At 43.9% G+C, this 15,090-nt stretch carries 13 protein-coding genes and 1 pseudogene; 3 read left to right on the forward strand and 11 right to left on the reverse strand.

Annotation, left to right across the window (positions count from 1 at the left end; all coding sequences use genetic code 11):
• The first annotated feature begins 31 nt into the window (after positions 1-31).
• On the forward strand, positions 32-1,069 hold the full coding sequence (locus tag AMBT_RS05535) for an alpha/beta hydrolase (RefSeq protein ID WP_013783606.1): 1,038 nt from the start codon (positions 32-34) through the stop codon (positions 1,067-1,069).
• Between the two features lie 73 nt (positions 1,070-1,142).
• Here AMBT_RS05535 and AMBT_RS05540 read toward each other — a convergent pair whose 3' ends face one another.
• The 5 genes and pseudogenes from AMBT_RS05540 to manD all read right to left on the reverse strand — a co-directional run bounded on the left by AMBT_RS05540 (position 1,143) and on the right by manD (position 8,347).
• Positions 1,143-2,918 carry a putative bifunctional diguanylate cyclase/phosphodiesterase gene (locus AMBT_RS05540; protein WP_013783607.1) on the reverse strand — a complete coding sequence of 592 codons (1,776 nt, stop codon included), beginning with the start codon at positions 2,916-2,918 and terminating at the stop codon, positions 1,143-1,145.
• Between the two features lie 346 nt (positions 2,919-3,264).
• Complete coding sequence (locus AMBT_RS05545; protein WP_013783608.1) at positions 3,265-4,149, reverse strand: hypothetical protein; 885 nt, start codon at positions 4,147-4,149, stop codon at positions 3,265-3,267.
• Positions 4,146-5,935: pseudogene (locus AMBT_RS05550) on the reverse strand (sodium:solute symporter family transporter). The gene AMBT_RS05545 and the pseudogene AMBT_RS05550 overlap by 4 nt, the downstream one beginning before the upstream one ends.
• A 14-nt stretch (positions 5,936-5,949) precedes the next feature.
• Positions 5,950-7,086: a Gfo/Idh/MocA family protein gene (locus AMBT_RS05555; protein ID WP_013783609.1), complete on the reverse strand. Its 1,137-nt coding sequence runs from the start codon at positions 7,084-7,086 to the stop codon at positions 5,950-5,952.
• Between the two features lie 43 nt (positions 7,087-7,129).
• Positions 7,130-8,347, reverse strand: coding sequence for a D-mannonate dehydratase ManD (gene manD, locus AMBT_RS05560; protein ID WP_013783610.1), 1,218 nt, complete (start codon positions 8,345-8,347; stop codon positions 7,130-7,132).
• 138 nt (positions 8,348-8,485) lie between these two features.
• Between manD and AMBT_RS05565 the strand changes: the two genes are divergently transcribed.
• The gene (locus AMBT_RS05565; protein WP_013783611.1) at positions 8,486-9,511 is read left to right on the forward strand and encodes a LacI family DNA-binding transcriptional regulator; all 1,026 of its coding nucleotides are present in this window, start codon (positions 8,486-8,488) and stop codon (positions 9,509-9,511) included.
• 118 nt (positions 9,512-9,629) lie between these two features.
• Here the strand turns inward: AMBT_RS05565 and AMBT_RS05570 are convergent, their stop codons facing one another.
• On the reverse strand, positions 9,630-10,007 hold the full coding sequence (locus AMBT_RS05570; RefSeq protein ID WP_126873033.1) for a type 2 periplasmic-binding domain-containing protein: 378 nt from the start codon (positions 10,005-10,007) through the stop codon (positions 9,630-9,632).
• Between the two features lie 581 nt (positions 10,008-10,588).
• On the opposite strand from AMBT_RS05570, the gene AMBT_RS22855 reads away from it, so the two are divergent.
• Positions 10,589-10,840, forward strand: coding sequence for a hypothetical protein (locus AMBT_RS22855; protein WP_013783613.1), 252 nt, complete (start codon positions 10,589-10,591; stop codon positions 10,838-10,840).
• 11 nt (positions 10,841-10,851) lie between these two features.
• Here AMBT_RS22855 and AMBT_RS05580 read toward each other — a convergent pair whose 3' ends face one another.
• Genes AMBT_RS05580 through AMBT_RS22865 form a run of 5 tightly spaced genes read right to left on the reverse strand, consistent with a single transcriptional unit; the run spans position 10,852 to position 14,841 of the window.
• On the reverse strand, positions 10,852-11,892 hold the full coding sequence (locus AMBT_RS05580; protein WP_013783614.1) for an HlyD family secretion protein: 1,041 nt from the start codon (positions 11,890-11,892) through the stop codon (positions 10,852-10,854).
• A 25-nt stretch (positions 11,893-11,917) separates the two neighbouring features.
• The gene (locus AMBT_RS05585; protein ID WP_013783615.1) at positions 11,918-13,417 is read right to left on the reverse strand and encodes an MFS transporter; all 1,500 of its coding nucleotides are present in this window, start codon (positions 13,415-13,417) and stop codon (positions 11,918-11,920) included.
• Complete coding sequence (locus AMBT_RS23040) at positions 13,410-13,793, reverse strand: TolC family protein (protein WP_250636033.1); 384 nt, start codon at positions 13,791-13,793, stop codon at positions 13,410-13,412. The genes AMBT_RS05585 and AMBT_RS23040 overlap by 8 nt, the downstream gene beginning before the upstream one ends.
• Positions 13,754-14,035, reverse strand: coding sequence for a TolC family protein (locus AMBT_RS23045; protein WP_250636034.1), 282 nt, complete (start codon positions 14,033-14,035; stop codon positions 13,754-13,756). The genes AMBT_RS23040 and AMBT_RS23045 overlap by 40 nt, the downstream gene beginning before the upstream one ends.
• Positions 13,981-14,841 carry a TolC family protein gene (locus AMBT_RS22865; RefSeq protein ID WP_232363191.1) on the reverse strand — a complete coding sequence of 287 codons (861 nt, stop codon included), beginning with the start codon at positions 14,839-14,841 and terminating at the stop codon, positions 13,981-13,983. Before AMBT_RS22865 ends, AMBT_RS23045 begins: the two co-directional genes overlap by 55 nt.
• Between the last annotated feature and the right edge of the window lie 249 nt (positions 14,842-15,090).

A 15,090-nucleotide genomic window follows, 5' to 3' on the forward strand; every position in this document is an offset into this window, starting at 1 on the left:
ATAATAATAAGCAGCAGTAATAAGGATAATAATGGCTCAACAGCAAAGCGTTAAATCACACCGCGTGAAAGTTAGGGGTAGTGCAAGGTTAGGCCTTTGGTCTTGTCTATTAAATGTAGTGCTATTACGGTCGGTGCCATTACGTTCGGTGCTAGTACGGACCGTGTTATCGAGCGCATTGCTATTAAGCGCTGCGGCTGATGCGAAAACAGAGGTAGCTGAGAATAATCAAAGCCTAAGCAGTTCTGCAGCCTCAAGCCAAAACGTAAACTTAAGCCAAAAGATAAACTTGAGTTCGGGTGCCAAAGGGGTGCTAGAAAAGCCTAGTTGCACCGCTAAAAACGATTCAAATGCTAATGTAAAAGGCGCAGTACTGTTAATTCACGGTTGGGCAGGGCAAAAAGACGAAGTAGGCGATTTATATAAAGATTTGGCCCATCAGTTAAGTACGCATTGCATTGCCTCTGTTAGGTTTGATGTTCGAGGTGAAGCTGAGCGTGAAGCAAGTAACTATACATTATCGAGTACCTTTAAAAGTCGCGTAGAAGATGCTCAGGCCGGGTTAGATTATTTGCAAGCGCAATATCCTAGTACAAGGCTGGTAGTGGTCGGGTTTAGTTTAGGTGGCGCGACGGCTATGGAATTAGTCAGCACGCACCCTAAAGCATTTGAAGGTTTAGTGCTGTGGTCTACAGCACTAAACCCGAATGAAGTCGTTACGAATACGCAAAACTTCAAGGAAGTAAGACAAGCGCTAGAAGAGGGGCAAAGCACGATAAAAAGCTGGGTTGATTTGACCCTGACCCGTGAGCACGTAGTGGGAATGTTAGGTTACAACCCTATTCGCAACTTGGGTGACTTTGAAGGAAAGATGTTAGCGATAAGAGGCGCTAACGATTATTTACCTGCCCATGAGAAAGTCATTTTTGAGGCAAGTAATGCGGTTAGTGAAGATGCCTATTATCTAGGTGGCGCTGACCATATATTCAACGTTTATGAGCCGGAAAAGAGCAAAAAGAAAGAAGTGCTGAATTTATCTGTTAATTGGATCAAGCAGCTTTTTAATTAACGCGTGTAGCGCTTTAATAAGAGTGCTGAACTCACAGGTTCCGTAACAGAATTCGGTTAAAGGCGGGCACTTGCTAAAAGCCGCCAGATAAAGTGTTACGGTTTAACAAATATTCTATTAACGCGTTTTCGGGCAATGGTTTAGACCAGTAATAGCCTTGCCCAATGTCGCAGCCAAGTGAGAGTAGCTTTTGCAAGGTTTCGTCATCTTCAATCCCTTCCGCAACCGTCTTTAAACCTAAACTGGCTGCCATATTGATAATTGCGCCTACCAGAGACTCATCGTGCTCAGAGAAACATAACGGGCTAATAAAAGACCTATCTACTTTAAGTTTTGAGGCGTTAAAGTTTCGAAGATAACCTAAATTAGAATAACCAGTACCAAAGTCGTCGATGGCAATAGTAATACCAAGCTTGCTTAGTGAGGCAAGTTGCTTTTGTATTTGCTCGGTTTCATCAATCAACAACGATTCGGTTAACTCTAGTTCTAGTGCTTCTGGAGGTAAGCCGGCTTCGTACAATGCACTTTCTATGGTGCGTTGAAGCTGACCGTCTTTAAATTGCATCACCGATAAATTCACCGCAATACGTATGTCAGAATGTCCCTGCTGGCGCAATTGGGCACAAAATTGGGTTGCTTGGCGTACTACCCAGCTACCTAGTTCATTAATTAAGCCGCTACTTTCTGCTAAGGGGATGAATAAGTCTGGCGGGATCATACTGCCATCAGGTTGAGGCCAACGTAATAGCGCTTCTAAGGTGTTAATGTTGCCACTTTTTAATTCTACGATAGGCTGGTAGTGAAGCTCGAATTGTTGTTCGCTTAGCGCTGGGCGCAGAAGCTGAAGCATCTTAAACTTGTTTTCGCTGGCTTTGTCTAAGCTCTCATCATAATGATGGTAAGTATTGCGACCATCTTGTTTCGCTTTGTACATGGCGATGTCAGCTTTACGGCATAGCTGTTTAAAATCAGTACCATCTTTTGGCGCGCTAGCTGTACCTAAAGAGGCCGAAACCGTGACTTGATTTTGAAATATATCGAAAACAGACGCGCATTGCCCAATCAAAGAATTGGCGAGGGACGTCAACTCATCGCTTTGAGGGTTGAACGGGGCAATAACCAAAAATTCATCACCACCGAAGCGGATGAGATATTGTCTGGGTAAAAGTATTTCATTGAGCTGTTCGGTAAGTGATTTAAGCAACTGATCGCCCGCCGCATGGCCTAAAGCATCGTTAATTGGTTTGAAGTTATCTAAATCAATAAACAGTAATGCTAATGACTGTCCACTTTCTTCACACTCTCTAAGCGATAAGTTAAACAGGGTTTCACCGTAAAGCCGGTTAGGTAAGTTTGTTAGGCTATCGTGATGCGCTAAATGCTGAATTTGCGTACGACTTTGCGCCACTTTTATATTTTCGCCCTGAAGCGATGTCATCAAATCTTTGATATCACGAACTAAAATGTAAACACTAAAACCTGTGACGATAAATATCACTAGTGTGAAAATTAGATGTTCCCAGCTAGTGGAAGGAATATGGGGGGTAATAACACCTTGCAGCGACAACCCAACAATAAGAACACATTGCAAGGTGATGAAAGAAAGCAGCGTTAAGAATAAGCCAACACCGCCTAAAATAGCAGCGAAAATTATCAGGGTAGGGTAACCCAAAATAGCGATGTCGAATGACCCTGCTCCAGTTGCCGCTAGCGCGAACAACATCGTTGATAATGACACCAATAGGGTAGAAGCCGAGGCAAGTACTTTTTGCTTATAAGCGAACACAAACGCAGCAATTAAGCAGGTAAGGCCGGCGGCGATAATAAAAAAGGTAATATTTCGAGCCACAGAAAGGGAAGTCACCAACCCGAGAGCAGACACGCCACAAATTTGCATGAGTCTGCGGCGACGTATTTGATTAAACGCGTCTTTATCTATAGTTAACGCAAAATTAGGAATTGGAAGCTCTTTTTAGTGATTAAAGGCATGATGAGATATATTGATAATAGCTCACTTTCCCGCTAGGGGGGATTAATTCCAGCGCTTGTAATAATACCTTGAGCTGCCTTCCTATACTTATTTTCAGTGTCGGAATGTGTTATCGATGGTCTTGAACCGTTTCTTATTCATTCACTCACTCTCTTACTCTCTCTTACTCTCTCTTACTCTCTCTTACTCTCTCTTACTCCCTCACTCAATTCAATATAGTGGCCACGTCTTTTGATACTTTTTCATACTCAACCGATTCTATAAAACCTATTGAGAACGTTTTAGGTGTATTCAAAAACTTGTTTTTTTCTTGGCGACCAAATCCGAGTACGGTCATGTGAGGACGGCTTACGTAATTATCGGGATGGGTATCATCATCATGATTTAGCAAGAAAATCATTCGGGGAGATGATTCATCGCCAAAGGCATACCATTCAGGGCTGGGCAAATCGCCTTTGTGTGAATCATTTATTGGATGGCGTATGTCAGTAGCAGAATTAAACCAAAAATCGGTGTCATCCATAGTACCGCCAGGCACCCCTTCATATTGCACCCAATAATGATAACCGGGGCTTACTGTTGTCATTGTGAAATCACAGTGGGAAGGGTAGAAATCCCATTGGCCTACCCATTTTCCGTTTGCTGAAGTAAATGCTATACGAACATGGTTCTGATGTTCAATAAGCACTTCACCATTGGCCTTGTCGGTACCAGCATTCATAGCATGAAAATAACTACCATCTTGCTTATGAATGGCATTTGGAAAGCCACGGTATTCCCCTTTGTGGCCAGAGCCTTTGATGTTGTTAAAACCAATCCAGTCTACCCCGTCTTTATCGAGCATACTCGATAGCCCGCCACCGTGCTTTTCAAGATAGTAAGTCGCCGTCGGGGTTGAAATAATATAGGCAGGTACAGGCCCCGCCGACTCATCCATTCCTTCAGTTAAGCTTACCTTGCCACTTTGATGACTCATTGAGCAACCTAAAAGCAATAGTGAAACCAGCGTCGTGCCTAACCATTGCGCTAATGTTTGTAGACTTGATGAACACAGGAAAGGTTGGTTTCTTAATGCAGCAAATAGCGTCATTCTAAGCATGGTTTTTTACTCAACGATGAAGTGGCAGTAGTAGGCTCTTTTTTGGCACTGTGTTTAAGCAGTAAACCTATGGCTAGCATAATGACAGCACAACCTAAAAACATAAGCCGTCCCCACAATGGGTTGGGAATAAGCATCATAACGAGCATGCCTGCGCTCATGATAATAACCATCACCCCCAGTTTATTGCGTTGTTGGCGGTCGTAGTCATCTTGCTCAAATCGGCTATCACCGGTGTTTCTACATCTTCAAAAAATCGCTCAGTCTCTGCTTTGTGTGCGTCTTTTTCGGGGTTGTAAAACAAGGCGGTTGCACAGAAGAAGCCGGCGGTAATCACCAGTTGAGCAACGATAATAAGCATTAGATTAAGGTCAATTGACTCACGACGAGTAAGTGCTTGTTCTAGCCCAATCCAGCTAGCAAAAAGCTCAGGTGTGAATACATTCATCATTAACCAAGAAACCGTCAGGCCTATAGCCACAGTAACCCACGGTGCCCACTGGGGCGTTCTTTTGATAAACAAGCCAAATATTAAGGGAATAAGCAGGGGAACTTGAATCATGGTAGATACGTTCATCATTAGCTCAAATAAACTTAGCTCCTTTAATGATTTGAAGAACAGCGCAACCGCAATAACCATAATACCGCTAATAAAGCTCACTAAACGGCTAACATTCAGCAGATGTTTATCCGAAACTTGTTTCTGCTTTTTCAGTAATAACGGCTGGTATAAACTTCGAACAAAAATTCCCGCATTTTTATTAAGCGCTGAGTCCATAGATGACATCGAGGCAGCAAATAGACCAGCGAGTAATAAACCTACGGTACCCAGCGGCATGGCATTTCGGGTAAACACAAGGTACACCGCATCGCCCGCTTTGTTACCCAGCTCTGGATAGGCGGTAGCTGCATCAGGGTAAAGAATGGCCGATGCCCAAGGGGGGATGAACCATACAATACTGCCCACACCCATTAAGACCATGGCCAGCAATGCCGCTTTACGTGCGTTTATGGTGTCTTTTGCGTTTAAAAACCGAAACGAGTCGTTTAGGTTCATGATGGTGATGAGTTGCTTTGCCAAAAAGAAAACAAAGGTACCAACAAGCAATAGGCCGTAGTTCATGTCGGGGCCCATCACAAAATCGACGGGGAAATCGGTTACCAGTGCAACAGGCCCACCTACTTTTACGAGGGCTACAATGGCGCAGGCTATTGAGATAATTGCCACAATGAGGGTTTGTACAAAATCAGACGCTACCACGCCCCATGCACCAGACAATACCGATACAAACAGCACGGTAAGACCGGTGGCAATAATGGTAATACTAATATCAGTATCAAATACGGCGCTAGAGAAAACACCAAGCGCGTTTAACCACACGCCAGCGTTTATCATACTTAATACAATCAGTGCCCATGAGAAGAATTGCTCATTCTGGCTTCCGAAGCGACGTTTAATACCTTCAGTAGGGGTGTCCACACGCATTTGCCTAAAGCGCGCCGAAAAATAGAGCCAGCCACAGAAATAAGCAAAGGTATTAGCGAAGAATACTAGGCTTATAGCAAAGCCATCACTAAAGGCTTTCCCTGCTGCGCCCGTAAAGGTCCAGGCAGAAAACTGTGCCATAAAAGCCGTTGAGCCTACCATCCACCATAACATTCTACCGCCACCACGAAAGTAATCGCTGGTGGAGTTTTTCGCCATCGATTTAAATGCAAAACCGATCCCGAGGATCAGGCAGAAGTACCCTGCAATAACCAGATATTCATACACCATGGGACACCCTTTTATTACAGTTGGCTAACGTCTATCCAATTATCGTTTCGACGAATAAGATCGATGAGTTGCTGGTATTGCGCGCCTTCTTTAAAGGTTTGATAAGGCAAAATATTTTCACCTTTCACATCGTTCACTAATTCGCGAATTAAATAGCGCCAATTGCGTTCGGTGTCACCTTCGCCTTCGGGCGTATTGTCTATGATGTCTTGCGGTAGCGGCAGCTCAGTCCATTGTTTATTTTCGTCATAGTAATAAAGGGGGCCACAGGCGTAATGACCTTTAATGTAGATAGCACCTTTGCTACCGTAAACAACAATATGGTCTTCGTTAAAACGTGGTTGTAAACCGCCATGTTTGAACAACACAGAGACAGGCTTTGCTGCGAGTTCACTGCTTAACTGTGCAAGTACGGTGTACGACCACTCTACATTCGAGTCGCCCCATTTGAGGGTTGGGTCGGAAAGGTCGCTAGGTATAAAGTCGCGGCGCTTCTTGAAATTATGTACCCCTTCAACAATAGGGGCTTTACCCAAATCATCCCGAACTTCGCCCATAATGGATAATATTTCTTCGCCCACAATAGAGGTTACAATTGAAAGCTTATGGGTAAAGTTGTTATTTAAGCGCCCGCCACCGTCTTCTTTGCGGTGAGACCAGCCAAAGGGAATGTCACGTTCTAAATTGAAATGAGAAATGCACTCTACTTCTAGTGGCTCACCAATCATTCCTTGCTCCACTAAACGTTTGGCATGAATGACGTGTGGCATATAGCGAAAGCTTGAAGCAAACGCAGTTTTAACCCCTTTCTCTTTAGCCAATTCATACAGCTTTTTAGCTGAATCACCGGTGGTAGAAAGTGGTTTGTCACTGAATACATGGCAGCCAAATTCAATAGCTTGAATAATGGGCGTTTCGTGGGCGCCGCCGGGGGTGGCAATAGAGACAATGTCTGGCTTGCAGTCTTTAAGTGCTTGTTGCCAGTCAGTGCTGAAGTAAGGAATTGAAAGCTCTTTCGCTACACTTTCCACTACGCTAGGGGTTCTCCCCACTATGCCAACTACCTCTGCACCTGCATACCTAAACGCTTCTGCATGTCCTTGGCCTGCAAATCCAGTACCTTGAATTAATACCTTGATAGGGTTACTCATATTCTTTCCTTTGTCGTATCTGTTGTTGCAGCGCAATATCTCATTACCAGTTCCACACCGTACCGTCTTCTAAACGGCTCACGGGTAAATAAGAGCGTTTGTAGGGGTATTTTTGCGCTGCAGATTCATCAAAATCTACGCCCAAACCGGGTGCGTCTAAAATGGCAACCGTACCGTTTTTAACTTCATAGCGATGGGGGAATATTTCGTTAAGTTGCTCATTTCCAAACCCAACAAATTCCTGAATGCCAAAGTTAGGCGCCCAAATATTCAAATGCATATGGGCAGCAAAGCATATTGGAGATAAATCTGGTGCCCCGTGAGGCGCGGTTTTCACGTTGTAGATATTGGCAAAGTCGGCAATACGACGCAGACCGGTTATACCGCCAGCATGGGTAGCAGCTGCACGTATATAATCAATAAGCTGATCTTGAATCAGGTTTTTGCATTCCCAGATGGTGTTGTAGGTTTCACCAATGGCCAGTGGGGTAGTGGTGTGATGCCTAATCACCTTATAGTTTTCTTGGTTTTCAGCCACTGAAGCGTCTTCAAGAAATAACAGGTTATAAGGTTCTAATAGTTTACCCAGTCGCGCAGATTCAATAGGCGTTAATCGGCTATGCACATCGTGAAGTAAATGAACGTTGTTGCCTAAGCGAGCACGAGCTTGCTTGAAAAGGTCTTCCACCATAGTAAAGTATTTTTGTGTAGACCAAGGTTCTTCTGGGGGAAGCGGGCGGTTGCCTTGTAATTCAAAGTAATCTTTCTTATCACCAAGCACGCCGTAGGTCACCTCTAATCCAGGAACTGCGGCTTGCAAACGTACGGCTTTAAATCCCGCATCAATATGCGCTTGCGCTTTATCAATAGTGTCTTCAATAGTGTCGCCACTAGCGTGTGCATACAAGGTAACTGCCGTACGGCTTTTTCCACCCAGTAATTGATAAACGGGCATATTAGCGGCTTTGCCTTTTATATCCCACAGTGCCATATCAATTGCCGCAATGGCGGCCATATTTATGGGGCCTTTACGCCAATAAACGCCTTTATAAAGATATTGCCAAATATCCTCTATGTCATGTGCATCGCGGCCAATTAAACATGGTGCAATATGCTCTTCAAGGCAGGTGACTACCGCCATTTCTCTGCCATTTAACGTTGCATCGCCTATACCGTAAATACCGCTATCTGTCATGACTTTTACGGTAACGAAATTGCGTCCCGGGCTGCATACAAATACCTTAATTTCTTCAATCTTCACCAGTCTTCCCTCTGCTTTAAATGAAAGAATAAAACGTTTTAGTAAAACGTTTTAGTTGACTAAAGCTAGCATACGAACGCATAATGTCAACAAGTTGTTAACAATGGTGCGATAAGCTACAGGTTTTTCGCAGAAGCTATGCAAAAAGTGAAATTGGCGGATGTGGCGCGCTTAGCCAAAGTGTCGAACAGTACAGTATCTCAGTACATTAATGGGCGTTTCGACTATATGTCGAAGGAAACCGAGCTTCGAGTTCGGGCGGCTATTAAAGAATTAAATTATACGCCTAACCGCTTTGCTCAAGGCTTAAAAACTACCAAGACCAAGACAATAGGGGTGATTGTTCGGGATATTACCGGTTTTGATACCAGCCGAACCATTCGCGGTGTGGACGACTTCTGTAAAAAAGCGAATTATAACGCACTTATCTACAACACGGATTTTGATCCCGAGGTAGAAGCCAAATCGTTAGAGGCGTTATTTCAGTTGCAAGTTGACGGAATAATTATCGCCTCATCAGGTAAAAACAATGGCCTTATTGAAGAGTATATTCATAAGGGTTTGCCTATAGTTCACGTGCAATTAGAACATGACGGTAGCGAGAAGAACCTTGTTTTATCTGATTACCGCAAAGCCGCTTTTGATGCCACAGACTATTTAATCAAATTAGGGCATGAGCGAATTTGCTTTGTGACGCAGGAATACCAGAACGTTAAATCGAGGAATGAGCGTTATTTAGGTTACACCGATGCACTCGAAAAGCATGGTATTCAATACAATGAAGCGTTAGTGCAGTACTGGCAACGAGAAACAGGGTTTGAACACTCGCCAAAGGCAATTCTTCAATCAGATGCTGCGCCTACGGCGTTTTTTACTCAGCATCTCGCTATTACTACCGAACTTTTAGCGCACTTAAACCAAGAAGGGGTAAGTGTGCCTGACGATGTTTCTTTGTTAGGTTTTGATGATATTCCCATGACGGAGTTTTTTAAAGTACCGGTTACGGTAGTAAAGCAAGAGCCTTACATTATCGGAAAGGAAGCTGCCCAGCTTCTTCTTGAATTAATAGAAGATAAAGACAGGCATTCACAAAAAATTATGATTTCTTGTTCAGTAACGCAAAGAGAATCTTGCGCTAGCCCGAAGAAAAAAGGGGGGCAGTAAACGCGAGAGGAATAGGTGAATTTTGCTGTGGGGCGTAGGGTTTACTTGATACTTAATGGCAAATAAAAAAGCGCTTTCAATATGATTAAAAGCGCTCTTGTTGCAAAATTTTATCTAGTTAGAAGCTACCGACTACGGTGACAGAGTCATTCGCTAAACTCTCATCCACAAAGCCAATAGTGTTTGGGTTATCAGCAACAAGTTGCAGCATTTCTTCTTGTGTAGATACCTCTTCAGGAGGCGTTCCTTGGCCAGTAAAAACTAATTTAGACCAAAATGCAGAATATTGGCTTTCTGACTTTCCTAATACGCCCGTGTTGAAGGCACCACGAACATCATTACCTTGCTCAAATGTCAAAGGAAGTGCTTTGCTACCGTCAGGAAATGCTTTCATTTTGCCAAGGTAGATTCTTTTCACCGCATCGGCGTCAATACCCGAATTATTTTTTGCACTAACGATAATTACGTTTGCTGCACTTACAGGAAGTGCACACATTAAACTAAGTAATAGGACCGCTTTCGCTTTCATTTTCATTATTCCTTAAAATACTAAATCTAAAGATACTGCTATTGCAGGGGGGCGATTGCTCTATCGTAAGGCGTTAGTCGATAGCGCCGTTGCGTCTGTGTCGTCGAATCCAGCTTGTATCCTGCTAGGCGCGATAATTACGTATTAATTCTTCGAACTTAGAATAGTATAAGTTCAGTATATTAGCAGTGAAAGTTTATGCAAAATGTTAAATCCTCCATACTGAACGTTAATGTGCCTACTTTTACCTTTTACCTTTAAAAAATAAACAAAGATGCAGACTTCCACTACGGCATACCCAGAATAAATACCTAAAACCGAATACCTCACATAATTACCTGAGTGTTATTATGGAGATATGAGCCTTAATACCATAATAGGTGAAGTTTTCGGGAACTTCCATTAATGACAAGCTAAGCGTGTGTCCAAGAAGTTTATGGATTGGTGTATTATCAATAATTAGCGCATGTGGAAAGGATAATTGTTGTTGCCACAGTTGTTTAAATTTAGCATCGCCAGGAACGAGTTGATTCATAAAATGGGCAGATATGGCTAAACCAAACAAAAAGGGGCCAGTTCGAACAGTGCAAATAGCCTGCGCGAAATGTAAAACCCCAATTTTTAAATACCGTAAAGGTGGTAAAGGAGCATTAGTAAAGTGTTTTAAGGAGCGTATTGTTGAAAACTATACCACCACACCTTGCCAATGCCCGGGCTGTGAGCAGCCCTTTGCTCGAGAAACTCTCGTGCGGGGCGCTCCTGCTTATAAAATAATTGGCGGAAAAGTGACTATGAAATAGTAAAACTCTCGTTATTTGCCAACGCTAGTTTCTATGGTTGGCACTACCGACATGCCCACCCGTAAATCTTCAATATGTTCTTGTGCCCCGTCTAAACCAATGCGTATGGGGAGGCGCTGAACAATCTTTGTGAAATTCCCTGTCGCATTGTGTGGGGCAACTGCAGAGTAACTGACATTACTTGCTGGTCCTAAACTGGCTACCTTACCCTTTAGGGTGATACCCGGTAAGGCATCGACTTCAACGTTTACAGTTTGGCCCGCTTTAATATGTGCCAATTGCGTTTCTCGGTAGTTTGCCGTGATATATAAAGTATTACTAGGGACGACTACCATCAAAGGTTCCCCTGTATTTATGAACTCACCAACCCGCGCTAGTTTCTTCCCAATGATACCGTCTATAGGGGCATAAACCTTTGTGTAGGACAGTTTAAGCGTTTGAGTGTCAAGATCTGCTTCGGCGAGTTCAAGCGCTGCTCGGGCCGCGTCCAAACTTGCTTCAAGTACCTGGGTTTGCTGCTGTGTAAAGGTTAATTCTGCTTTACTTTTCGCTACGTTAGCCTGAGCAATAGTAAGTTGAGCATCCGCTTGTTGTAGTGCTTGCTTACTACCTGAACCATCTTGAGCGAGGTTGCTGAAACGAGTTTGATTCGCTTTTGCTAAGGCCAGCGCGGCTTTACTCGCTTCATATGTTGCCTCTGCTTGTTCAATCTTTGTGTGTTGTTGAGATAATTTCGCTTTAATACTCGCGAGGTTCGCATTAGCACTATGGGCTTTCGCTTTGCTAGCGGCAACGGCTAGCTTAACATCATCATCTTCAATTAAAACCATTAGGTCACCTTGTTTGACCTGCTGATTTTCCTCGACTAAAACGGCTTTAACCGTCCCTGATAACTTTGCACCCACCGAACTGAAGTCGGCTTCTATATAAGCGTCGTTTGTGGTTTGGAAGGTGCTGTTAGATTCTGGTTCATTTAAATAAACTACAGTGCCTACTGCTAAGACGACAAGTACGCTAGCGATAGTCAATTTGATAGGGCGGGGTAATGCCATAATTTGTTATCCTTGCTAAAAATGATTAATTGGTTACAGGTGAGCTGGGCGCTGGCACGTGAGTCATACTGAGCACTATGGGGATCAGCAGGCATGCAAGCACACCAAATAGACGGTAAATATCGGCTATTGATAGCGTAAGCGATTGCTGAGCGAAAATGTGTGACAACTCTGCAGGGTTCAGTATGGGTAAATATGAACTTGATGTTGACGCGTGCCCGATAAGCGTATCTGTATGCAAACTGCCGCGCTGCGTCAAAAGGTGGCCTACTAATGCGCCGCCTAACAATGTTCCTAATACCCGCAACGTATTGATAATACCTGAGAAGTAAGGGCCTTCGTGTGGTTGAACCACGCTTGTCATCAGAAACAGCATAGACACCACCGCCATAGGTTGCCCAATGGCTTGCAAAATTTGCGTTACTAAAAATTGATCACGGTTCCAGCTGCTGGTAATACCGGCACCTATGAAACACGCGATACCAATAGTTAATAAACCTATTGCGAACACAACACGCGCATCAACCCACTTTTTATATAGCAGTATGGCTACCACAGAACCCAACACTAGCTGAGGCAGGGCGATGATCAGTGCAAGTTGAGACGATTGGAGTACTCGATAATCTTGTACTGCAGTTAAAAAGTTCATGGGTAGTACCGTCGCTGACATGAACACAATTAATAATAGGGTAAAGATGAGCGATCCTAATCCTAAATTTCTGCGTCCGAGTAGTCGCAAACTTATAAAAGGAGTAGGGTGGTACCACTCGGTAATAAGATAAAGAGTGAGCAATGCGCCCCCATTTATTAATGCTAGGGTGATTAAGGTGGAATTGAACCAGTCTAAACGTTCCCCTTGTGTAAGAGCGATAGTTAGCAGCGCCATGCCAATTACACCTAAGCCCATGCCTAGCCAATTCCCTTCTTTAAATCGCCCATACTTGGTAGCTTCCTTCGGAGCCCCCCAACGTACCAACGCAATAGCCACAAAACACAGCGGGATAACTTGCCAATATATAAGGCGCCAATTGTTTACCTCATCAGTCCATTGTCCGGTTAACCAAATAGCAATATTAGGCGAAAATGTCGCTGTCATGGCGTATAGCGCTAGCCCATGCAAACGTATATGCAGCGGCAATGCTTTTAACGCCATCATCATCAATAGTGGAACAAGAGCCCCACTGGCTACGCCTTGAACGAACCTGAGCGCGATAACCAGTGATAAGTCATTGACGAAGGGCAAGGTAAGCGCAATCGATGCGATAATTAACACCATGTAGGTGTGAAAACGACGAACCGAAAAGGTAATGGCAAACCATGTCGCAAAGGGGGTAATGAGTATTTCCCCGGCTAAATAGCTGGTAGTTATCCATGAGCTACCATCTACACCAAAGCCGAGCGCGCCACGCACATCCACTAGCCCCAAGGTGCCAACTCTGTTGTTAAGACCAGCCATCATCGCACTGATAAATATACCCAGTAACGCTGCGAGAATTTTGGTGGGTGGTAAAGCTGGTTTACTCATCGCTCACCTCTACTGCGTTCCAGCCACCGCCCAACGATTTATATAAAGACACCAAGCTTAAGCTTGTGCTGGTCACACTTTCACTAAGTGCAAGTTGGCTATCGAGTAAATTGCGCTGTGCGGTTAGTACATCAAGATAGTTTCCCGCACCTTGTTCAAAACGGCGTTCTGCAAAGTGAAGCGCCTGTTGATAGCCATGATAGGCTTTTTCAAGGGCGTCATGATGGCTTCGCATTGACGCTAATCCATCGAGGGCATTGTCTACTTCGTGCCACGCATTTAATACGGTTTTTCGGTAGGCGATAGCCGCACTTTTTTGCGCTTCCTCAGTTAGCTTTAAGCGTTGTTCGAGCTTCCCACCCTGAAAAATAGGCAAGTAAATGGCAGGGCCCACACTAAAAAACTGGCATCCCATGTGGCTAAGTCGCCACTTTCAAATGACTCGAACCCCGTGCGGCCAACTAAGGTAATGCGCGGATAGAAGTTAGCTTGTGCTACCCCAATATCAGCAGTGGCCTTATGAAGCTTAGCTTGGGCAGAGAGCACATCAGGGCGTTGTTGCGCTAACTCACTGGGTATGCCAATGGGAATGGTATTAGGTAGCGAAGGTTGGGGCATGGCATAATAAGCAGTGCATCGAGTGCGTGCGGCGATTCGCCAAGCAAGATAGCAATACTGTTCATTTGCGCTTCCACCGTGGCTAGCTGAGCCTCTGCCATCGACATATCATAGCGCGTAGCAAAACCATTGTTAGCTTGGTTACCAACCAGTTTTAGTTTATGCGCTGCAATAGCTTTATTGTGTTGCACGATCTGTAATTGGCTTTGCGTACCTCTAAGTTGTAGATATTGGTGGGCAACTTCGGCCATCAAGCTAACCTTAAAGGCTTCTCGGTCTAGAAGTGTTGCCTCTAACTCAGCCATAGCACCTTCTTCGGCACGCTTGATATGACCCCACAAGTCGATTTCCCAGCTTGCATCGAAGCCTGTTTGCCAGTAGTTGTTTCCACTGTCTTTAGCGCCAAGCGCTGCAAATTTACTATTGTCACTAATATCTTCACGGGTGTAATCACCAAAAAAAGATACTTGGGGGAGTTTATTGGCCTTGGTTATTCCTAAGCGTGCTCGGCTTTGCTCAATGCGACTCGCGGTAAGTTGTAAATCCAGATTGGCGTGTTCAGCTCGCTCGACAAGTTCAGTCAGAATAGGGTCATTAAATTGCGACCACCATGAAGAGGAAATCATGGTATTAGAGACATTATATTGCTGAACGTAGTCTCTATTATTCTCTATATCCGTTATTGAATAAGCTTCTTCAGGAATAGTAAAGTTTGGACCTACTGTGCAACCAGCAAGAAGCGCAATGCCTACAGAAAGAGTCAGACTTTTAATCCTAGGGGCTGTTTTGAAGTAGTGGGTGCGCATAACAATAGAATCTCTTGGTTATTACAAATCATAAAATCGAACCGAACTTATCGGTACAGTTTGAGGTCGTAAGAAAATCGACTCACTAGTTAATAGTGAATCGATTTTCAGGTAATTCGTGGTCTTTTAAACCTAGTGTTATTAATTCTCAGATAAATTCTTGGGAAGAGAATAATATTGAACTGTACCGCTCAGTTCGGTACTATAAAGTTGAATTGAAGATTTGTCAATAACGTTTAGGGTTGGGTA

The organism is Alteromonas naphthalenivorans (assembly GCF_000213655.1).
GTDB classification, from domain to species: domain Bacteria; phylum Pseudomonadota; class Gammaproteobacteria; order Enterobacterales; family Alteromonadaceae; genus Alteromonas; species Alteromonas naphthalenivorans.